Raw genomic sequence first — 20,364 nt, forward strand, 5'->3', positions numbered from 1 at the left:
CCCGGAGAGGGCGTCGTTCGTGCGTCGCGGCTAACGCGCCGCACCGCGCACGAGCACGCGGCGCCCGGTCCCGTCGGCTTTGGCGCGCATGAGGTCGGTGCTCTCGCCCTGGAACGCGTTGCCCTCCACGAACAGCACGCTGCTCTCGGCCGTCCATCCCACCGGGTAGGTGTCTCGCCGGATGCTGAGGTCGAGCGCCTTGCCCGCGCGCAGCACCTTGGCGCGCGAGTACCCGTCGTCGCCGACCTCCGCGAAGAGCAGCGAACGCCCGTCGGGAGCCGTGCGCAGGTCCGCAAGGGTGACCGCCCTGCCGCCCGGCGCGACCTTCCAGACCTGCTCGCTGCCCCCGCCGAGTCCCGCCAGGACGATCCGCGGCGGCGTGTCGGCCGGGTCTCCCTCGACGGGCACCACCGCGTACAGGCCCTTCGCCGAGGACCACGCGAAGCCCCGCACCCCCTGCGTCGCCGCGACCTCCGATGCGGCACCGCCCCCAGCCGGGATCACCGCCACGACCGGCGTTCCCCGAGAGACCCGGACGGAGGCGACGCGTCTGCCGTCGGGCGAGACCTGCGGACGGCTCCCCGTGCCGAGGAGCGCGCCGCCCCCTCCGTCACCGGAGACACGGCGCAACTCGCCGCTCTCGCCCTTGTCGGACGCCTCGACCGAGTAGACCAGCCACGACGAGTCGGGCGCCCACGACGCCGGGGACGCGACCGGGGACCGGGCGGGGATCCGCGTGGTCCTTCCCGAGGCGATGTCGACGAGATCGAAGCCCCGATCCGCACCGTAGGCCAGCGTCCTGCCGTCCGGCGAGAGGGAGTACCACGGCACGTCCTGCTCCAGGACGACCTTCGGCTCGCCCCCGTCGGTTCGAACGACCCGGATGGACCCGTCGAAGCGGTAGGCGACCAGGTGCGGCCCCGAGGCGTCGGTCCCCGAACCGCCGCCGGCATCGGGACCGCTCCCGTTCCCCTCGTCCGGCCCAGGCATAGGCGGCGGTCCGGGCGCGGGAGCCCCGTCCGGTGACGGGTCCGGCTCCGGCGTCGGCGTCGGCGTGGCCTCCGGCGTCCGGGTCGGCTCCGCGGAGCGCTCGCCGGGACGCTCGGGCCCGTCCTCGGCCGGCGGCATGATGAGCGCGGCGGCGACCACGGCGGCCAGCAGCGTGACGCCCAGGCCGCCCCAGAGCAGGATCCGCCGGCGGTGCGCCGCCTCGAGCCCCGACCAGTATCCGCCCTTGCCGTCCCGCTCGGCCATGTGCCCGCTACAGCCTCTCGATCAGCGCGTCCGCGTAGTCCTGGGTGCCCACCGACCCTTCAGTGGAGCCGGTGTTGGTGCGCTTGATGTCGTAGGTCACCCGCACGCCTTCGGCCAGGACAGCACGTACCGCGCCGAGGATGCGCTCGGCGGCGTCGCGCTCGCCGACGTGTCTGAGCATCAGCACGGCCGTGAGGATCTCGGCGGTGGGATTGGCGACGTCCTGTCCCGTGTACTTGGGCGCCGAACCGTGGACCGGCTCGAACACCGCGCACTCGGCCCCGATGTTCGCACCCGGCGCGATGCCGAGCCCCCCTACGAGCCCGGCGGCCAGGTCGCTCACGATGTCGCCGTACAGGTTCGGCAGCACGAGGACGTCGAACCTCCAGGGCTGCAGCACCAGCTGCATGCACGTGGCGTCCACGATGTAGTCCTCGAACTCCACCCGCCCCTCGTACTCGGCCGCCACCCGGCGGGCGACGTCCAGGAACAGCCCGTCGGAGTGCTTGAGGATGTTGGCCTTGTGGATCGCCGAGACCTTCTTGCGGCCGTTGGCCAACGCGTACTCGAACCCCCAGCGTACGATGCGCTCGGAACCGCTGACCGAGATGGGCTTGAGCGAGATGCCCGAATCGGGTCTTATCGTCCCCGCCCCGTGGGCGGCCACCCACTCGATGAGCTCCGCGGCCTCCGGGCTGCCCTGCTCGAACTCGATGCCCGCGTAGAGGTCCTCGGTGTTCTCGCGCACGAGCACGATGTCGACGTCGTCGTAGCGCGCGCCCGTACCGGTTATCGAGAACGCCGGCCGGAGGTTCACGTAGAGGTCCAGGGCCTTTCGCAGGGCCACGTTGACGCTGCGGAAACCCGTGCCCACGGGTGTCGTGACCGGCCCCTTGATGGCGACCTTGTTGCGCCGGATCGACTCGATGACCTCGTCCGGCAGAGGCGTGCCGAACGCGTCCACGACGCCGGCGCCCGCCTCGACGACCTCCCACTCGATCTCCACGCCGGCGGCCTCGACGACGCGCCTCATGGCCGTCGTGATCTCGGGGCCGATGCCGTCGCCGGGGATGAGGGTGATGGTGTGCTTCGCCACGCGGAGGCCGCCTTCCGTCGAGGATGTGCCCGGACCGCCGGGCACGGGCCGTGCGGGCCGCCCGGTCCGAGCAGGAGGAGAGTGTAGCAAACGCGGCGGTCGCGAGCCGAGGAACGAGCCGGCTACCGGTGTTCAGAGGATCCTCTCCCGGCCCCCGCGGGAGGAGTGGTCCGCGGTCTACGCCCCGGGGTTCTTCGGTCCCCGGGCGACGATCCGCTTGGCTTGCCTGCTGATGGCCGCGCGAGGATGCGTCGTCTCGGGCTCGACGGTCCTGGCCGCATCCGCGCGCACCGCCTCGGGCGCGGCCCCTTCGACGAGCGTGACCACTCCGGCCAGCATCCCGGGATACTCCGGGTCGCCGTGGTAGGCGCGGAGAGCCTCGTCGAGCAGCGGCCAGATGCGCTCCGCACGCCTCGCGGTGGTCGACCCGTACGCTGCGAGCATACGGAACGCCGCGACGCGTACCACCCCCGACTCGGCGTCGTGCAGCGAAACGGTCGCGGGCGCGATCGCCTTGTCGAGCAGGCGGGCGTCCACGCGCGCGAGCTCCTCGAGCCCGCCGAGGACCTCCCAGCGCGTCTGCACCTCGGGACGCTCGAGCGCGTCGATCAGCTCGGACGCGTACGGCTTCAGGGCCTGGGGCTCGCGGCAGGCGACCTCGTGCAGCGCCTCCGCGGCCCGGGCACGCTCCGTGCGGCCGGGACCGGACAGCGCCTCGAGCAGACGCCTCATCGCAGCCGGCTCCGCCAGGGCGCGCGTGGCGACCGCGTCCTTCCCCTCGGCCAAGCTCGATTCCACCGATCCCTTCGCTCGCGCCTCACCAGGCATGCGATCCTCCCAGCATCCAAACGGTAAGTATAACCTCAACGGTGGCGACATGACGCTTCCCGGAAGCTGCGCCGCCTGAGACGCCGGCGCAGCGATCCCGCGTCTTCGAACACGTCGTCAGGGATCGAGACGGCTGTCTTCATACGCGGAGTATGACCAGCCGAGGAGGCAGCGCGAACCCCGTAGGCGCCCGACGCCCGCCGGGCAGCGCTACAGCGCGAAACCGCCATGCTTCTTGAAGTGCTCGACCAGCCCGCCGTCGGCGAGCAGCTGCGCCATCACCGGCGGCAGCGGCGCGAACGGGATCTCGACGCCCTTGGTCACGTCGCGGACCACGCCGGACTCCAGGTCGAGGGCGAGCTCGTCGCCGTCGTCGACGAGGTCGGTGTCGCACTCCACCACGGGCAGACCGGTGTTGATCGCGTTGCGGTAGAAGATCCTCGCGAAGCTCTTGGCGAGCACCGCCTTGGTGTCGGAATGGATGAGCACGAGCGGTGCCTGCTCCCGGCTCGATCCCATGCCGAAGTTCTTCCCGGCCACGAGGAACCCGCCCTCGCGCTTGACCTTCTCGTAGTAGCGCGGGTCGAGCTCCTCCATGGCATGGACCGCCATCGCTTCCATGTCGGCGGACTTGAACTTGTACTTCCCGCTGATGATGTAGTCGGTGTTGATGTCGTCGCCGTACTTGAAGGCCTTCGCCCGGATCTCGCTCACGTCCGCTCTCCTCGCGCTCGGCTCGCCTCCCGCGGCGCGGTTCCGCCGCCGTCCGTCAGTCCGCGTACCCCCGCGGGTCCGCTATACGCCCCTCGATGACGCTCGCCGCCACCGTGGCCGGGCTGCCGAGGTATATGAAGGCGTTGCTGTTGCCCATGCGACCCTTGAAGTTGCGGTTCGCCGTGGAGATCACGTTCTCGCCGTCGGAGGGCACGCCGTTGTGCGTGCCCACGCACGGCCCGCAGCCCGGCGTGACCACCGCGGCTCCCGCCTCCACGAGCGCCTGGATGTGGCCGGCCGCCATCGCGTCGAGGCAGACGCGCTTGGAGGCCGGCGCCACGATGAAGCGCACGTCGGGATGGACGCGGCGTCCTCGCAGGATCCCGGCGGCGACCGCGAGGTCCTCCAGCCGCCCGTTCGTGCAGGTGCCCACGAAGCCCTGCTGTATCGGCGTCCCCGCGACCTCCTCGATCGGCGAGACGTTGTCGACCGCGTGCGGCTTGGCGACCTGCGGCCCCACCTCGCTCGCGTCGACCTCGATCGCCTGCGCGTAGACCGCGTCGGCGTCGGGGTCGACGGGCTCCGGGGCGCGGTGTCCCCGGCCCTCGTACCACGCGAGCGTCTTGTCGTCGGCGCGCATGAGCCCGGCCTTCGCGCCGACCTCGATCGCCATGTTGGACATCGTCATGCGGGCCTCGACCGAGAGGGCTTCGACGGCGGGCCCGTGGAACTCCAGGGCGCGGTACGTCGCGCCGTCCACGCCGACCATGCCGGCGAGGCGGAGGATGAGGTCCTTGCTGTACACGCCGGGCCGCAGCTCCCCGCCGAAGACCACCTTGATCGTCTCGGGGACCCTGAACCACAGCTTGCCCGCGGCCATGACGGCCGCGCCGTCGGTCGAGCCGACACCCGTGGAGAAGACGTTGACGGCTCCATAGGTGCAGGTGTGGCTGTCGCAGCCCACCATGAGGTCGCCGGGCACCACGTGTCCCTGCTCGGGGATCAGCTGGTGGCACACGCCCTCGCCGATGTCGTAGACCTTCACACCGGTCGCCCGCCCGAAATCGCGCATCACCGTGTGCAGCGCCGAGACGCCCTCCAGCGGGCTCGGCGAGGAGTGGTCGATCACGAGGGCGACCTTGGCCGGGTCGAACACGCTCCCCACGCCCATGCGCTCGAGCGCGCGGATCGCCAGGGGGGACGTCCCGTCCTGGCCCATGACGAAGTCCACGTCGGCCACGACGATGTCGCCGGCGCGCGCGTCGGTCCCGGAGTGCGTGGAGAATATCTTCTCCGCGATGGTCTTGCCGGGGATCGGTCTCACTCTCCTAGACGCTCGCCTCGGCGGTGGCGGCCTTGCCGGCCCACCGCCCCTTGAAGTCGTTGTAGATGTAGAGCAACTCCTTGTCGAACAGCGAGCGCTTCAGCTCTATGGCGCACCTGCGCACCGCCGGGAGCATCTCGGCGGCCTGCTCCTTGGTCAGCGGGATGCCGTACTCCTCGAACTTCATCTCGATGGCGCGGCTCCCCGAGTGCTTGCCGATGACGATCTGGCGCTGCAGGCCGACCTCGTCGGGACTGAAGACCTCGTAGGTCTTGGGGTTCTTGATGACGCCGTCGGCGTGTATGCCGCTCTCGTGCGCGAACATGTTCGTCCCGATGACCGACTTCCACACCGGGATCTGCCGGCCCGCCGCTCCCGCGACGTACTCGCCCAGCTCGCGGAAGCGCCTGGTGTCGAAGTCCAGCTCGAGGTCCTCGATGTACTTCAGCGCCATCACGACCTCTTCCAGCGCCGCGTTGCCCGCGCGCTCGCCCAGCCCTCCGACCGTCACGTTCACCCAGTTCGCGCCCGCATGGACACCTGCGATCGCGTTCGCGACGGCCATGCCGAAGTCGTTGTGCGTGTGCATCTCGATGTCCATGTCGCACTGCTCGCGCAAGTGCTTGACGACGTTGTAGGTGCGGAAGGGCTCCATGACGCCGATCGTGTCGCAGAACCGGATGCGGTCGGCGCCCTCGGCCTGGGCGGCGCACGCGTACTCGGTGAGGAACCCGATCGCCGTGCGCGACGCGTCCTCGGCGTTGACGGAGACGTACACGTCGTGGGACTTGGCGAAGGCGACGCACTCGCGGATCGTGTCGAGGACCCACTCGCGGTCCTTGGCCAGCTTGCTCTGGATATGGATGTCGGAGGTGGCCAGGGAGATCGCCACCGCGTCCACGCCGCAGGACAGCGAGGTCTTGATGTCATTGATGTTCGCCCGGTTCCAGCCCAGCACCGACGCTCGCAGCCCCAGGTGCGCGATCTCCTCGATGACATCGCGCTCGTCGCCGCCCATCGCCGGGATGCCGGCCTCGATCTGATCGACCCCGATCTCGTCGAGGAGCCGTGCGATGCGGATCTTCTCCTGGTTCGCGAAGACGACCCCGGCGGTCTGTTCGCCGTCGCGCAGGGTCGTGTCGTCGATCATCACGCGCTTCTCGCCGAGCAGGCTCGAGACAGGCATGTCCTGAGCCATGGTCTTGTCCACCACCGCGACCTCCCTGAGATGGAGGGCTCGGACGCGCAGGCCGACGCGCACGAGCGAGGGGTCTTGTTCACGGCGCCACCGCGCCGGGGATGAGCGAACCGGGAGCATGAGTGTAAGGCAAGGACGCGCGCCGGTACAAACCTCCCCACGGCCGGCGCAGGCGCCGGGGCTCGTCGGCTCGGGATGCGTTACGCCTCGCGGCGCTCCACGCGTTTCGGGCATCATCGTGACGGAACCGCCGGGAGGGGCTGCGATGGGCGACGTCATGCTCGTGTACGATCCCGCGATGGCCTCCTACGACCTGGGGCCCTGGCACCCGCTGCGGCCCGAGCGCTTCACGCTGGCCGTCTCGCTGATGCGCGCGCTGGGCCTGCTGGCCGAGGACGGAGCCCCGTCCTCGTCTGCTGCCCTCGCGGCGGGCTCCGGGGCGCGCGCTCGCGTCGTCGCGCCGGCGCCCGCGGAGGAGACCGATCTCCTGCGAGTGCACGACGCGCGCTACGTGGAGGCCGTGAAGCGCGCCTCGGCCGACCCGGGGGGCTTCGTGCCGGCGATGGGGCTGGGAAGCGGCGACAACCCCGTGAGCGCCGGGATGCACGAGGCCGCCGCGCTCATCTGCGGCGGGGCGATCGCGGGCCTGCGAGCCGTCCTGTCCGGCCAGACGACCCGCTCCTTCAACGTGGCCGGCGGCCTGCACCACGCGCACCGCTCTCGCGCCGCCGGCTTCTGCGTCTACAACGACCCCGCCGTCGCTATCGCGGCGGCCCTGGAGACGGACCCCGGGCTTCGTCTCGCATACGTCGACGTCGACGCCCACCACGGGGACGGCGTCCAGGAGGCCTTCTACGCCGAGCCCCGCGTGCTGACGGCCTCCGTTCACGAGAGCGGCGCCCACCTCTTCCCCGGCACCGGCTTCGCCGACGAGACCGGCGCCGGGGCAGGCGCGGGGACCGCGCTCAACGTCCCGATGCCGCCTCTCGCCACGGACGCGTGCTACGAGCTCGCGATGCGCGACGCCGTCGAGCCGGCGGTGCGCTCGTTCTCGCCCGACGCGATCGTCGCCCAGCTCGGCGCGGACTCGCACCACGCCGACCCGCTGACCACCTTGGGCCTCACCCTGCCCGGGTACCGCTCGGTGGTGCGGCGCGTCGTCGCGTTGGCCGACGAGCTGTGCGGGGGCCGCCTGGCGGCCTCGGGCGGCGGAGGCTACGGGGCGTACTCCGTGGTGCCGCGCGCTTGGGCGTGCGCTCTGGGCGAGCTGCTCGGCGTGGAGCCGGCCGAGGAGCTGCCGGCGGCTTGGCGCGAGGAGGCGCGTGCCGCGGCGGGCGGGCGCGACCCCGGCGGGCGGCTGACCGACGACGACCTCCTCGAGCTCGCGCCCGGACGAGAGGCGCTGCTGCTCGAGCAGGCGGCCGCCTCGGTCGCGCGCGTGCGCCGGGTCTCGCCGCTGCTCGCGTAGGATCTTCCGGCCATGCGGGCCGCCCCCTAACCGCCGGCGGTCTCGCCACCGTCGGCGTGGACCACCTGTCCCTCGCCCAACGCGCCCGCCTCCCTCAGTCCCGCTCGGCGCAACCGGTGGCCGCGCTCCGGGCCGCGTCGCGCAGCGACCCGTGCGTGCACGCCCACACGTGCGTGAACTCGGCACCCAGCAGCACGACCTGACCGACGAGGTACGCCCACAGCAGCAGCACGGCCACCGAGCCCGCGGCTCCGTAAGCCGAGGCTATCGCCGTCCGCGAGAAGTACGCCCCCAGCGCCAGGTTGGCGAGACTGAACAGCGCGGCGGTGACGAGCGCGCCGAGGAGGGCGTCGCGCCAGGACACGTCCACGTCGGGCAGGACCTTGTAGACCAGGGCGAACATCGCGGCGACCAGCAGGAACGAGAGGGCGAAGCCGGCGGACTGCATCAGCAGCGGCGAGACCACCATCGAGGGCAGGAGCTCGACCAGCGTGGCGAGCGCCGCGTTGGACAGCGCCGCCGCCCCGAGCAGCACGACGGCGACGGCGACCATGAGGAACGACAGGGACCGCCGCCACAGCGTCTGCAGGAACCCCTCCGGGGGCGGCGCGGCCCAGATGTGGTTGAGCGCCGCCTGGAGCTGCACGAACACGCCCGCCGCCCCGAGGAGCGAGATGCCCACCGCGATCAGCGTCGTGCCCGCTCCGGGCCGCGCCCGCGTCGCGGAGTCCAGGATCCCCTCCACGGCGGGCAGGGCGTCGGGCTGGAGCAAGCGTTGCGCCTGCCGCAGGATCTCGCCCCGGACCGCCTCTCGTTCGAACACGGTCCCCGCGACGGCCACGACGACCAGCATCAGCGGCGCCATCGACATCAGGGCGTAGTACGCCATCGCGGCGGCGATCCTCGGCGCGCCGTGACGGCGCCACTGCCGCAGCGCCGAGGCCGACAGCCGCACCTCCGGCCTCCGCGAGAGGCCGGCCGTTATGCGCTTCAGGCGGTCCACACGTCCCTCCGGGAGTGCGTCGCGTGGCTGCCGGTGCTTTCCACGTTTCCGCCCCTCGGAATCGGCCGCCTACGGCTCGAGCGCCCAGGCCGGGACGTACTCGTCCGCTAGGCGCAACACGTCGCGAGACCGCTCCCAGGCGGGATCCATGGCCGCCAACTCCCTGCGGAAGGCGGCGGAGTGGTCGTGATGGCGCGTATGGGCGAGCTCGTGCAGGATCACGCTGTGCACGGCCTCGCGGGGCAGGAACACCAGGTTGCGATTCAGGCTGACCGTCCCGCGCGACGAGCGGCTGCCCCACCTGGTGCGCTGACAGCGCACCGTCACGCGCGGCACCTCGCAACCGTGCTCGGCGGCGGCGGCCTGGAGTAGCGGCACCAGTCGCGCCCTCGCCGCGCGCCGCAGCCACCGGCGCAGCGCGGACAATGCATCGGCGCGGGCCGCGGCGCGCACAACGAGCTCACCGGCGGACTCGCGCGCGACCGCCGCGCTCTCGCTGGGCAGCAGCCTCACTCCCCATGCCTCGCCCGTCGCCCGGAACCGTACCTCGGCCGGGAGCAGCGCCGCGGCCCCGTCCAGGAGCGCCTCCCGGGCAGGAGCGACCCGCGCCAACGCGGCGGAGACCCACTCGGAGCGAGCCGCCAGCGCTTCATCGGCCAGTGTGCGGGGAACGCCGGGGGGCAGCGTGACGACCACCCCTTCGCGGGCGGAGACGCGGATGCGGACCCGCCGGGCGCGGGGGTGTACCCGGACGGAGTGCGGCGGCAGGCCGCCGGACGTCATCCCTTGAAACCGAGGATCACGGCGACGGCCCGGCGCACGTCGCTGCCGACCGCCGACATGCCGCCGAAGCACACGGTCCGCTCGACCTCGGCGGCGTTCGCCGTGAGAGCGGCGGCGGCCGGGCCGGCGAGCCGGTCGGGGCGCGTCAACAGCAGCACGGAACCGCGCTCGGCGAGCGCGACGCCTCCGGAGAGCGCGTCGGGGAAGTCGGCGCCGGTGGCCAGCCCCGTCCCCTTCCAAGACAGCCCGCGCTCGGCGCTCCATGCCGCCACGGCAGCCGCCGTCTCGTACCGGTCGCGGCCCGCCAGCCGCCTCACCGACGGCGCGAGCGACCGGACCGACTCGAGCACGGAACGCTCGAGGGCCGGGTCCCCGCCGAGCAGCACCGCCTCCGCCGGCGCCATGGCGCGAAGCGCGCGCTCGGTGGGCGCCGGCACGGAGCCGGGGCGCGCGAGCAGTATCGGCCGGACGCCTTCCGCGGAGGCCGGGGAGGCGGCCAGCGCGTCGGGGAAGGCGAGACCCGAGGCCACGAAGACCGTGCCGCCGGGGGTCTTGCCGCGCCCGCGTGCGGCCTCGACCGCCTCGGCCGCGGCCATCGCCGCCGTCTCGTACCGGTCCCGCCCGCCGACGCGTGTCACCGTGAAGCCCGGTCTCACCGCGGCGAGGGCGTCCTCGGCGGCCTTCGACACGGCCGCCTCGCCGCCGAGCAGGACGGCCCCGGTCGCGCCGAGCCGCCTGATCTCGGCGCGGACCGCCGAGGGGACGGCATCCGGTCGCACGAGCAGCACGGGCGCGTCGTGAGCGCCGGCCAGCGCCGCTCCGCCCAGCGCATCGGGCCAGTCGGCTCCGGAGGCGATGACCACGGTCTCCACCGCTCCGGTCGCGAACGTGGAGCGCGACGCCTTGACGGCGGTCTCGTAGCGGTCGTAGCCGCGCACGGGCTCGACTTGGGCGAGGTAGTCCTCCTCGATGCCGAGGTAGCGGTAGGGGTAGTAGCCCGAGCCCCCCTCGAAGAAGGGGTAGGGCACGATCCTCGACACCGCCCCCTTGCTCGAGCCGCTCTCCTCGTACGAGACGTACTGCGTCTTGGACAGCGGGTCGACCCAGCCCACGAAGAGCGCCGCGTGCCCCGAGGTGGTGGTCGTCTTGGGCTTGAGGAGGATGTCGCCGGGGAGCAGGTCGTTCTTGCCTATGCGCTCGGAGACCCCGCGGAGCGTGTCTGTAGCCAGCGAGCGCGGCCGGCCGTCGGGCCACCGCAGGTTCCAGCACAACGACACGAAGCCCGAGCAGTCGGTGCGGTACCCGAGCGAGGAGTTCGCCACGCGCCCGCCGCTCTCGTCGGCCCAAGCCGTCTGGCTGTAGGGCACCCTCGCGTCCACCCAGACCTTGCCCCTGGCCAGCACCACGTCACGCGTGATGCCAAGGGCCGAGGGTGGAACGACGGCCGCCGCGAGGAGGGCGGCGAGGAGGCCGAGGAGGACCGTCGCGTGTGCGCGCTGCGTCATCGGCTGCGTCACCTGCTTCGACTAGGGTGCTCGCGACTCGGGTATTGTACTGTAAGACGCTTCCAGATGTCGCCACCCGCGCAAGTGGCGGCGGCTTCGCCGGAACAGCAGGAGGACCGATGCGGGCAACGAACGGCCGCGCCCCCTCCTCCGGACAGGCACCCGAGCGGTGCGCGCCGGAAGCCGTGCACCATCCTCCGCGGTCCCCGGGGCCTCGGTCGCTCCCCGTGCCTCGAGGGGCAAGCGGCACGGGGGTTGCACTGGCCTGGTCAGCCGCGCCGTAACGTGGCGCGGGAGCCCTGGGGGTGTGTTCTATGTCTATGCAGAGCGTCGTCATGTCCAAGCCGTCCCTCACTCGCCTGTTCATGTCCCGCGCTCCGGAGTCGCTCCATGTCAAGGGCGGAGCGAGCAACGCGGCCAGGGTCGTGCAGGCAGCCGTGACCCGAACCCGGGCGTACCCGGCGTTCCTCGGCGAGCACGGCGTCACGCCGGAACGCGCGCTCCGGCCCGAGGCCTTCGCCGAGCTGCCGCTGACGAGCAAGCGCACCTACGTGGAACGCTTCGCGCTCGACGAGTTGTGCCTGGACGGCAAGCTCACCTCGGCGTACACGATCGAGAAGAGCTCCGGTTACTCCGGCGGGTCGAACTACTGGTTCCGCACGCCGGAGGAGGACGCGCTCTTCCCTGCCTACATGGAGTTCGCGTTCCGGCAGTTCTACCGTATCGACACCACGCCCACGCTCATCATCATCGGACTGGCGATGGGCACCTGGACGAGCGGCGAGAAGATGGCCCAGGCGCTGCGCGAGGTCGCGGCGACCGGCAAGTACCCGCTCACCATCACCTCGCCGGGCATCAACCTGGACGAGATCCTCGAGACGGTGAGGGACATCTCCCCCTACTACGGACAGACCGTGATCGTGGGGTACCCGCCGTTCATGAAGTCCGTGATCGACGAGGGCATCGAGCGCGGCATCGACTGGGCCTCGCTCAACGTGCGGCTCGGGCTGGGCGGCGAGGGCTACTCCGAGGAGTGGCGCGCGCACGTCGCCTCCAAGATCGGCGTGGACACCAGCCGGGATCTGCTCGCCGTCTCTGGTGGCTACGGCGCCGCGGACCTCGGCATGTCAGTGGGCCGCGAGTACCCGCTGACCGTGCTCGTCCGGCAGCTCGCCACAGCCGACAGGGGGCTGGCCAGGGACCTCTTCGGCTCGGCCGAGGTCCCGAACCTGTTCCAGTACAGCCCGTCGTCCTACTTCATAGAGGAGATCGAGTCCGAGCTCGTCTTCACGGTGCTCTCGGGCATCCCGCTGGTCCGCTACCGGATCGGGGACCGCGGCGGCACCATGGGATTCGAGCACGTCATGCAGGTGCTCGACGGGCACGGCTACGACGCCGCGAGCCGCCTGGCCGACCTGGGGTACGACCGGTCCGAGCTGTGGCAGCTCCCGTTCTTCTACTGCCTGGGCAGGACCGACGGGGCGATCATGGTGGGAGGCCTGAACGTGTACCCCGAGAATGTCGGGACCGTGCTCCTCGAACTCGACGACGAGGAGCTCCTCGGCCACAAGATCGCCTCCGCGACCGGCGCCGACGAGTACAGCCAGCGGCTGCTCGTTCTGCTCGAGCACCGCGACGAGTCGCTGCCGCCGGAGGCCGCGGAACGCCTCGCCCGCGAGTACGCGCCGCTGATCGCCGAGGGCCTGAAGCGCGTCAACAAGGAGTACCGGCGGCTCTCGGTGGCGGCTCCGGCCTTGGCGGAACCGGTGGTCAAGGTGTACGGGCGCGGCCGCGGCCCCTTCGCGGCCGACGCGGGCAAGATCAAGCGTAAGTACGTCGCATAGCGCGCGGTCCGCACTGGCGCTCCGCCGATCGAGCGTGAGGCAGCAGGCCGCCGCCGACGGGGAAGCCGGAGCGGAAGGGGTCGGGGCGCGTCATGATAGAGGCCGTCTCGCTGCTGCCGCTGAGCGCGGCCATCCTCAGCGCGGCGCTGATCGTCACGGCCGGCCTCGCCCCCCGGCGCCGGACGCTCGCGTGGGTGTTCTTCCTCGCGTTGAACGTCTCGACGCTGCTGTGGTCGCTCGCCTACTTCATGCAGCTGAACTGGGGGAGCTACGTCGACCCGGCGCTGGCCGTGTACGATTCGCCGGACTACGCGCTGATCTGGCTCACCTCGCTCGGCGTCGCCGGCGCGCCCACGTATTGGTTCCTGTTCGCCGCAGCGGACGCCCGAAGGGCCTTCTGGACGAGCGGGCGCGGTATCGCGCTCGCACACGTCCCCTTGCTGTACACGATCGCCGTGTCGGTGACCAACCCGTCGCACAGGCTGTTCCTGGCGGAGGGGCCGAACGGCTTGCAGACCTACGGCCCCTTGGCGCCGCCTCACTTCGCCGCCACGTTCCTGCTCGTCGGCGCCGGCATCTACCTGATCGTCGCGCGACCGCTCTCCAGCGGGACCGCGACCGGCCGCCGCAGGGCACTGATGCTGGGGGGCGCCACGCTGCTGACGATGGCCGGCGGGGTGTTCTTCGCCGTCCGTCTGCTGGCCAACGACCCCCTGCCGATCAACCCCACGCCCGTGCTCTTCCCGCTGGTCAACCTGGTGCTCGCGTACCAGGTCATGCGCGGGGAGCTCGGCGACATCGTGCCGCTGTCCACGCTCTCGTCGATCATGGAGAACACCGACGCCCACCTGGCCTTCCTGGGCCGGGAGTACACGATCCTCTCGGCGAACAGCGCGTTCATCCGCCGCTCGGGCCACTCCGAGGCCGAGCTCCTGGGGCACGGGTACTTCGAGCTCTTCCCCGACCCTTCGCGCGAGGAGCTCTTCGACCGGGTCCGCGACACGGGGGAGGCGCTCGAGAGGCACGCCGACAGGTCGCACTTCCGCGAGTCCTCGCCGCGTTCCGTGTCCTACTGGGACTGGTCGCTCTCGCCCGTGACGGACTCCTCGGGTGAGCTCCAAGGGCTCGTGCTGTCCCTGCTGGACGTGACGGAGTCGATCCGGGAGAGGGAGCTCAGCGATACGCTGAACGAGCTCAGCGGGCGCGTGCACGCGGGGTTCGCCTCGGACGAGGCGCTGTGCTCGGCCATAGCCGCGGCCGCCGACGCCATCGGCTGCGAGTCCTCGGCGATAGCGATGCGCAGGGACGACCAGTGGCGCGTGATGCAGCACTGCGAGCGCCCCGGAGCGTCCTGGGAGCCCTTCTCCACCGAGGACTTCCCCCACGTGGCCCTGGCGATACGGGCCGCCGCGACGGTCGGCGTGGAGGACACGCTCAACGACGAGCGGCTGAACCCTTACATGATGAAGGCGCTGGGCGTGCGCGCCGCGCTCGTGGTGCCGCTGCTGGCGCTGCCCGAGCCGGAAGGGGCTCTGGCCTTCAACGTGCACTCCGCGCCGACGCGGTTCTCCCCCGCACAGGTCGATTTCGCTCAGCGGCTCGCCTCCGTGGTCACGCTCGCCTCCGAGAACGCGAGGATGTACCAGAGCGAGCGCATGATCGCCGTGACGCTGCAGGAGAGCATGCTCAACGTGCCGCGCAAGATACGGGGGGTCGAGTTCGGGCACGCCTACCGCTCCGCGAGCGAGTCGGCGCTCGTCGGAGGGGACTTCTACGACCTGTTCGAGATCGACGACCGGCGGGTCGCGATACTGATCGGGGACGTCTCGGGCAAGGGGATCGAGGCCGCGGTGACCACCTCGCTCATCAAGAACACGATCCGGGCGAGCGCCTACGAGGAGCCCTCTCCGGCGGCGGTGCTCAACAAGACGAACGAGATCGTGCGCGTGCAGACCGAGATCGAGCTCTTCGCCACGGCGTTCCTCGCGGTCCTCGAGCACACGGAGGGCGCGATCACCTACGCGAGCGCGGGTCACCCGCCCGCGCTGCTGCTCGCCCCCGGCGGCGAGGTCCGACTGCTGGCCGAGCACTCGACGCTGCTCGGCACGTTCGAGAACACGACGTTCGACGAGACGGTGGATTCGATGGCCCCCGGCGAGGTGCTCGTGCTGTACACCGACGGCGTGACCGAGGCGCGCCGGGACGGCCGCATGCTGGGCGAGCAGGGGTTGGAGGAGATCCTGCGCGGGGCGACCGGCCGCAGTCCCGAGGAGGTGGTCCGCGCGGTCTTCGACGGCGTCCTGCGCTTCACCCACGGCCAGCTCTCCGACGACCTGGCGCTCCTGGCGATCCGCCTCGCGCAGCAGGAGCCGGCGCGCTGAGCCGATAGCGACGGCGGCTCATGCCGCCCGCGTCGCCCCCGGCCGTCCCGCCACCGCAAGCCAACTCTGTCCCGCATACGCCGACGAGATGTCCACCTCGCCGAACGGCTCGAGCGATCCGGCGAGTTCCTCGGCGGTGGAGAAACGGTACTCCCCCTGCCGGACGCGCCGGCCGATGACCAGCGTGCTCAGCAGCATCGGCGTCAGCCCCGCGAGCGGCAGCGTCAGGAACGTCCTCGCGTAGCCCGATGCGCGCTCGAGCGGCGGCATGCGGCGCAACGCGTCGAAGTGGGCCGCGACCACCTGCGCGATCCGAGCGTCGGGCTTGGGGTCCGAGAGCACCAGCGTGCCGCCGGGACGCAGCACCCGCCGGACCTCGGTGAGCAGCGCGGCCTTGTCCTCGAGGGCGTAGAGAACGTTGTTGGCGACGGCGCGGTCGAAGGCGCCCTCGGCGAAGGGCAGCGGCTGGCGCAGGTCGGCGCGCACGAAAGACACGTTCTCGGCGCGGCGGCACTTCCGCCTGGCACGGCGCAGCATCCCCTCCGAGTAGTCCACCCCGACGACACTCACGCCCTCGGGTGCCGCGGAAGCGATCCTGCGCTCCAGGTTCCCGGTCCCGCACCCGAGGTCCAGCACGCGGCACCCCGGCTCGAGCGCGAGGGCGGCCACGAGCGCGTCGAGATGTCGGTCGTAGGGGATGGCGAAACCGATGGCGTCGTAGGTGGAGCTGTACAGGTCCCAGAAGCGGGTGTTCTCGTCGGTCGTCCGGTCCATCACGCGCCTTCTCGCCGCGGCCTTCGCGCCCCCGCGCGCTCACCGCGCGGCGTCCGCCGGGCAGGAGCGACCGGCGTGCCACCGCCCGCGGGACGTGCGTCCTGCTCGGCGGCTCGCCCCTACCGCTCGCCGGCGAAGCCCTCCACGACGTAGGTGCCGCTCCTCGGGTCCTTGCGCAGCGTGACCAGGCCGAGCTCGCGCGCCCCCTCCAGCAGCGTCGAGAAGTTCTTGAAGCCGTACTGGGACTCCGTGAACGAGGGCTGCTTGCGCTTCATCGTGTCCTTTACCATCGACGAGTGCATCACGTCGACGTTCTCGCGCTGCAGGGCCTGTATCGACTCGATCAGCAGGCGCATCGCCGGCCGCTTGGCCTTGGGCACGCTGGACAGCGGCGTGGCCGGTTCCGACGGCGCCTGGCCGAGATCCTCGTAGTAGATGAACTCGTCGCAGTTGTTCGCGAGCAGATCGCTGGTCGAGTCCCGCATCCCCAGCCCGATGACCCGCTTGCCGTTCTCCTTGAGCTTGCTCACCAGCGGCGTGAAGTCGGAGTCGCCGGAGACCACGACGAACGTGTCGATGTGCTCCTTCGCGTAGCACAGGTCCATGGCGTCCACGCACAGCTTGATGTCCGCGTAGTTCTTGCCGGTCATGCCGCGTTCGGGGATCTCCATCAGCTGGATGCCGGCGTCGTGCAGCGGCGTGACGTACTGCGAGAAGCGCCCCCAGTCCGCGTAGGCGGTCTTGACGAGGATCTTGCCCTTCTCCACCAGGCGCTCGAGCACGAGCCCCATGTCGAACGCGTCCGGCTCGGCTTTCTTCGCGCGGCCTTTCGCCGCCGGCTTGCGCTCGAAGCCGATGGCCAGGTTCTCGAAATCGATGAAGACCGCGAGCGAGTGCGCGTCGTCGGTCATGCCTCTCCCCTCCGTCGTGAGTCGGGCGGTCCCCCGCCCCCGTAGATTCTACGCCTTCCTCCGACACTCCCGCTCGCCTCGATCCTGCCGGAGCGCGGCGCTTCCACGTACCATGCGGTCGAGGAGATCCCTCGTCGAGGAGGAGCGATGCGCAGCCACACGGTCTACAAGACGTTCGACACGCCGCGGCGGCGGATGTTCGTGCGTATCACCGACGACGTGCAGCGGGCGGTGGACGAAGCCGGGATCGCCGAGGGGATCGCGGTCGTCTCGGCGATGCACATCACGGCCGCGGTCTGGGTCAACGACGACGAGCCCGGCCTGCAGGAGGACGTGCTCGAGTGGCTCGACAAGATCGCGCCCCCCTCGTGGAAGCAGCCCGCCAACGACGTGGCCGAGGCGCTGCTGCCCGACCCCGGCGACTACCGTCACCATCGCGGCGGCGAGGACAACGGCGACGCCCACCTGAAGAACCTGCTCGTGCACCACCAGGTGATCATCCCCGTCACGGAAGGCCGGCTCGACCTGGGCCCCTGGCAGGCCGTCTTCTACACCGAGTTCGACGGCGGCAGGCCGAAGCGCCTCGTCGTCAAGGTCCTCGGCGAGTAGCGCCGAGGCCGGGTCAGCGGGATCCGCGGACGCCGCGGCGCAGGAGCTTGGCCCCCGGGTTGCGGGCGTAACCGTACTTCAGCCCCGTCACCCACCCTCCGATGAGCCCCACGCCGCCCACCCACAGCCACGACGCGTCGCGCACCACGCCGATCGCGGCCACGGCTACGCCGGCCAGCACCCCGAGCACGTTGGCGAGCCAGTAGAGCCACGCCCTCCCGCGGACGCGCCGGTCGGCGAAGAGGAAGCCCAGCGCACCGCCGGCGGCGATCCCCGCCAGCGCTCCCGCGACGGTATCGAGCCCGTCCATCCCTCACCTCTCCCGTTCGTCCCGAGAAGCGTGAGCCACGCGTGAAGAGCCTACCACCTCGCGCCGCGCGCCTACTCGGCCGCCCGTAGCGGCACCGGCTCCAGCATGGCCGCTACCGCGGCGGGCACCGGCTGCAGCGCGTTCGTGCGGCAGACCTGCGCGTAGTAGCGCGCGCTCGGCCTGATCCGCCGCTCCTGCGTCGTGTAGTCGACCTCGACGAGCCCGAAGCGGGGCGCGAAGCCCTCCAGCCACTCGAAGTTGTCGAGCAGCGCCCAGTGCAGGTAACCCCGGACCTGCGCCCCGTCCTCGATGGCCTTGCGCAGCCACCACAGGTGGTCGTGCACGAAGGCCGTCCTCAGCGAGTCGCCCGCGTCGGCTACGCCGTTCTCGGTCACGTACACGGGCAGGCCGTGGCGACGCCAGACGCGCATGACGGCGTCGTAGAGCCCCCGGGGGTAGATCTCCCAGCCCAGGTCGCTGCGGGCCAGCCTGGAGCGGAAGAACGGACGCGCGTGCACGTCGGCGAAGAGCAGCTGACGGACCGTGGCCCGGCTGTAGTACTGAAGACCGATGAAGTCCATCGAGCCGCGGACCGCGTCGAGGAAGTAGTGGTTGGCGAGCCAGTCGAAGGGCCGCGACAGCACCCGCTCCGAGAGCTCGGGACGGTCCGAGAGCACCAGCGGCGCCGCGTTCACCGCGACGCCCACGCGCGCCGCCGGCAGGCGCTCGACGATCGCGGCGTACGCGCCGCGGTGAGCGCGCGCGAGCCCGCGCGCCGCCCGGTACCCGCTGCGCCACCCCTTGCGCTCCGGAGGCCAGAAGGCCTTCCCGTAGCCGTACAGCGCCAGCAGCATGGGCTCGTTGATGGTGATCCAGCGATGCACGAGCCCGCCGAGCCGGTCCGCGACGACCCCCGCGTAGCGCGTGAACAGGCCCGGCGCGTCCGGGTCGAGCCAGCCGCCGGCGCGGGTCAGCCATCGCGGGTTCGTGAAGTGGTGCAGCGTGACGAAGGGCTCGATGCCCCGCGAGCGCAGCTCGCGCAGGACGACGGCGTAGTGCTCGAGCACGTCGGCGTCGAAGCGTCCGGGCTCCGGCTCCACGCGCGCCCACTCGATGGAGAGCTTGTACGCCGTGTGCCCAAGCTCCTCGGCGAGCGCGAAGTCCTCGGCGTAGCGCCGGTAGTGCTCGCACGCGCGCCCGGAGCGCTCGCCTCGCGCGACCCGGCCCTGCTCCTCGAAGGCCCACCAGTCGCTGAGCCGGTTCTCCCCCTCCACCTGGTGAGCCGAGGTGCCCGAGCCCCAGAGGAACCCCTCGGGGAACGGCAGCGGCGCGTCGTGATGTGTGCGGGCGTGGTTTCGCACGGTCCTCCGTGGAGCCTGGCCGGTCCTCGGAGAATATACCCGACGCGCATCCGGGAAAGGAACGTGAGTCGTCCGAGGAGGACCGCGTGCGCGCGTGCAAGATCCCCGACATCCTCTCCGCCGGCGCCGTCGGCGCCGCTCGATGGCTCGTGGCCTTCGGCCTGAGCCTCATGCTCGCCGTGCCGGTCATGCGGCTGGGCATGTCCTACACCCTGCGCGGAGGCATAGCACCCTCTCCGGTGGCCACGCCCGAGGCGCGCCCCGGACCCGTCCCCGTGGAGGAGGCGACCGAGGAGGAGGCCGCCCTGATCCACGAAGCGCTGAGCGAGCTGTCGCTGCGGTTCGACCCCACCGGCGTCACCGTGCGGGTCGTCGGCGGACTGGCCACATGCGACCAGTGCGCCGCCGCCTACCTGCCGGAGTTGCGCGAGATACTGATCCCGCGCGGCGTCGTCGCCGTGGGCGGCCCGAACCTGCGCTGGGCTCTCGCGCACGAGCTGGGACACCACGTGGACACGCGCTACATGACCGAGGAGCTGCGCGGCCGCTTCGGAGAGACACGCCGGCATCCGGCGGACATCTCGTGGCTGTCGCTGGGCCGCCCGTGGGCCGAGCGGCCGGCGGAGGACTTCGCCGAGGTCTTCGCCGTGCTCGTGCAGCCCACCGTGGACAGGCCCATCGGAACGGCGTACGGCCGGCTGCGCGACCGCGACGGCATCGAGGAGATCCTCGCGGAGGCGGATCTGGACACCTACCGCCCGACGAGGTCGCCCTGGACCGAAGCCGTGACCGGCCAGGGGCGCTACCTCGCCGAGACGCTGCGCGACCCGTTGCGCCTCGCGGCGCTCCAGGCTCTGGCCCTGGGCGCGGCGGTGCTCGGCGCCGGAAGGTCCGTGCTCCGGCGGCTCGCCGTCGCGGGTTGCGGGCCGCCGGCTCCAGCACAGTCGTGAGGCTCGGCGCCGCCGAGTGCCGCGCCGGCGCGCTCGGGTATGAACTGACCG

Annotated in this window: 18 protein-coding genes; 5 read left to right on the forward strand and 13 right to left on the reverse strand. The window is 71.6% G+C overall.

The window, feature by feature from the left end:
• Positions 1–30: 30 nt before the first annotated feature.
• From IBX62_05485 to nifV, 6 genes are all read right to left on the reverse strand, one after another.
• A complete protein-coding gene (locus tag IBX62_05485) occupies positions 31–1,254 on the reverse strand; it encodes a hypothetical protein (protein MBE0476531.1) in 1,224 nt (407 codons plus the stop codon).
• Positions 1,255–1,261: 7 nt separating this feature from the next.
• Complete coding sequence (locus IBX62_05490; GenBank protein MBE0476532.1) at positions 1,262–2,350, reverse strand: isocitrate/isopropylmalate dehydrogenase family protein; 1,089 nt, start codon at positions 2,348–2,350, stop codon at positions 1,262–1,264.
• Positions 2,351–2,527: 177 nt separating this feature from the next.
• Positions 2,528–3,178: a hypothetical protein gene (locus IBX62_05495; GenBank protein ID MBE0476533.1), complete on the reverse strand. Its 651-nt coding sequence runs from the start codon at positions 3,176–3,178 to the stop codon at positions 2,528–2,530.
• A gap of 210 nt (positions 3,179–3,388) precedes the next feature.
• Positions 3,389–3,883: a 3-isopropylmalate dehydratase gene (locus IBX62_05500; GenBank protein MBE0476534.1), complete on the reverse strand. Its 495-nt coding sequence runs from the start codon at positions 3,881–3,883 to the stop codon at positions 3,389–3,391.
• Between the two features lie 64 nt (positions 3,884–3,947).
• Positions 3,948–5,207, reverse strand: coding sequence for a 3-isopropylmalate dehydratase large subunit (locus tag IBX62_05505; protein MBE0476535.1), 1,260 nt, complete (start codon positions 5,205–5,207; stop codon positions 3,948–3,950).
• A 13-nt stretch (positions 5,208–5,220) separates the two neighbouring features.
• A complete protein-coding gene (gene nifV / locus IBX62_05510; GenBank protein MBE0476536.1) occupies positions 5,221–6,402 on the reverse strand; it encodes a homocitrate synthase in 1,182 nt (393 codons plus the stop codon).
• Positions 6,403–6,679: 277 nt separating this feature from the next.
• Between nifV and IBX62_05515 the strand changes: the two genes are divergently transcribed.
• On the forward strand, positions 6,680–7,882 hold the full coding sequence (locus IBX62_05515) for an acetoin utilization protein AcuC (GenBank protein MBE0476537.1): 1,203 nt from the start codon (positions 6,680–6,682) through the stop codon (positions 7,880–7,882).
• Between the two features lie 94 nt (positions 7,883–7,976).
• Here IBX62_05515 and IBX62_05520 read toward each other — a convergent pair whose 3' ends face one another.
• The 3 genes from IBX62_05520 to IBX62_05530 all read right to left on the reverse strand — a co-directional run bounded on the left by IBX62_05520 (position 7,977) and on the right by IBX62_05530 (position 11,173).
• A complete protein-coding gene (locus IBX62_05520) occupies positions 7,977–8,885 on the reverse strand; it encodes a YihY/virulence factor BrkB family protein (GenBank protein ID MBE0476538.1) in 909 nt (302 codons plus the stop codon).
• A 69-nt stretch (positions 8,886–8,954) separates the two neighbouring features.
• Positions 8,955–9,668 carry a M48 family metallopeptidase gene (locus IBX62_05525; GenBank protein ID MBE0476539.1) on the reverse strand — a complete coding sequence of 238 codons (714 nt, stop codon included), beginning with the start codon at positions 9,666–9,668 and terminating at the stop codon, positions 8,955–8,957.
• The gene (locus IBX62_05530) at positions 9,665–11,173 is read right to left on the reverse strand and encodes a cell wall-binding repeat-containing protein (protein MBE0476540.1); all 1,509 of its coding nucleotides are present in this window, start codon (positions 11,171–11,173) and stop codon (positions 9,665–9,667) included. The genes IBX62_05525 and IBX62_05530 overlap by 4 nt, the downstream gene beginning before the upstream one ends.
• 314 nt (positions 11,174–11,487) lie before the next feature.
• On the opposite strand from IBX62_05530, the gene IBX62_05535 reads away from it, so the two are divergent.
• Together IBX62_05535 and IBX62_05540 are read left to right on the forward strand one after the other, a co-directional pair.
• On the forward strand, positions 11,488–13,017 hold the full coding sequence (locus IBX62_05535) for a phenylacetate--CoA ligase family protein (protein ID MBE0476541.1): 1,530 nt from the start codon (positions 11,488–11,490) through the stop codon (positions 13,015–13,017).
• Positions 13,018–13,109: 92 nt separating this feature from the next.
• Positions 13,110–15,398 carry a SpoIIE family protein phosphatase gene (locus IBX62_05540; protein MBE0476542.1) on the forward strand — a complete coding sequence of 763 codons (2,289 nt, stop codon included), beginning with the start codon at positions 13,110–13,112 and terminating at the stop codon, positions 15,396–15,398.
• A gap of 18 nt (positions 15,399–15,416) precedes the next feature.
• Here the strand turns inward: IBX62_05540 and IBX62_05545 are convergent, their stop codons facing one another.
• Positions 15,417–16,172 carry a methyltransferase domain-containing protein gene (locus IBX62_05545; protein MBE0476543.1) on the reverse strand — a complete coding sequence of 252 codons (756 nt, stop codon included), beginning with the start codon at positions 16,170–16,172 and terminating at the stop codon, positions 15,417–15,419.
• 119 nt (positions 16,173–16,291) lie between these two features.
• Entirely contained in the window at positions 16,292–17,083 is a 792-nt protein-coding gene (locus IBX62_05550) for an NYN domain-containing protein (protein ID MBE0476544.1), read from the reverse strand.
• A 147-nt stretch (positions 17,084–17,230) separates the two neighbouring features.
• Here IBX62_05550 and IBX62_05555 point away from each other — a divergent pair, with 147 nt between their 5' ends.
• Positions 17,231–17,692 carry a YjbQ family protein gene (locus IBX62_05555; protein MBE0476545.1) on the forward strand — a complete coding sequence of 154 codons (462 nt, stop codon included), beginning with the start codon at positions 17,231–17,233 and terminating at the stop codon, positions 17,690–17,692.
• Positions 17,693–17,705: 13 nt separating this feature from the next.
• On the opposite strand, the gene IBX62_05560 is transcribed toward IBX62_05555, so the two are convergent.
• Positions 17,706–18,002, reverse strand: a complete 297-nt coding sequence (locus tag IBX62_05560) for a hypothetical protein (protein MBE0476546.1) — start codon at positions 18,000–18,002, stop codon at positions 17,706–17,708.
• A gap of 71 nt (positions 18,003–18,073) precedes the next feature.
• Positions 18,074–19,363, reverse strand: a complete 1,290-nt coding sequence (locus IBX62_05565; protein MBE0476547.1) for a glycoside hydrolase family 1 protein — start codon at positions 19,361–19,363, stop codon at positions 18,074–18,076.
• 86 nt (positions 19,364–19,449) lie between these two features.
• Here IBX62_05565 and IBX62_05570 point away from each other — a divergent pair, with 86 nt between their 5' ends.
• Entirely contained in the window at positions 19,450–20,313 is an 864-nt protein-coding gene (locus IBX62_05570; protein ID MBE0476548.1) for a hypothetical protein, read from the forward strand.
• The last annotated feature ends 51 nt before the right edge of the window (positions 20,314–20,364 follow it).

It is taken from the genome of Coriobacteriia bacterium, from assembly GCA_014859305.1.
Classification (GTDB): domain Bacteria; phylum Actinomycetota; class Coriobacteriia; order Anaerosomatales; family Kmv31; genus Kmv31.

Coding starts and splice junctions, on each gene's coding strand:
- IBX62_05495 (MBE0476533.1), bottom strand. CDS start 3,178: ATGCCTGGTGAGGCGCGAGCGAAGGGATCGGTGGAATCGAGCTTGGCC.
- IBX62_05545 (MBE0476543.1), bottom strand. CDS start 16,172: ATGGACCGGACGACCGACGAGAACACCCGCTTCTGGGACCTGTACAGC.
- IBX62_05515 (MBE0476537.1), top strand. CDS start 6,680: ATGGGCGACGTCATGCTCGTGTACGATCCCGCGATGGCCTCCTACGAC.
- IBX62_05550 (MBE0476544.1), bottom strand. CDS start 17,083: ATGACCGACGACGCGCACTCGCTCGCGGTCTTCATCGATTTCGAGAAC.
- IBX62_05555 (MBE0476545.1), top strand. CDS start 17,231: ATGCGCAGCCACACGGTCTACAAGACGTTCGACACGCCGCGGCGGCGG.
- IBX62_05560 (MBE0476546.1), bottom strand. CDS start 18,002: ATGGACGGGCTCGATACCGTCGCGGGAGCGCTGGCGGGGATCGCCGCC.
- IBX62_05525 (MBE0476539.1), bottom strand. CDS start 9,668: ATGACGTCCGGCGGCCTGCCGCCGCACTCCGTCCGGGTACACCCCCGC.
- IBX62_05540 (MBE0476542.1), top strand. CDS start 13,110: ATGATAGAGGCCGTCTCGCTGCTGCCGCTGAGCGCGGCCATCCTCAGC.
- nifV (MBE0476536.1), bottom strand. CDS start 6,402: ATGCCTGTCTCGAGCCTGCTCGGCGAGAAGCGCGTGATGATCGACGAC.
- IBX62_05485 (MBE0476531.1), bottom strand. CDS start 1,254: ATGGCCGAGCGGGACGGCAAGGGCGGATACTGGTCGGGGCTCGAGGCG.
- IBX62_05530 (MBE0476540.1), bottom strand. CDS start 11,173: ATGACGCAGCGCGCACACGCGACGGTCCTCCTCGGCCTCCTCGCCGCC.
- IBX62_05535 (MBE0476541.1), top strand. CDS start 11,488: ATGTCTATGCAGAGCGTCGTCATGTCCAAGCCGTCCCTCACTCGCCTG.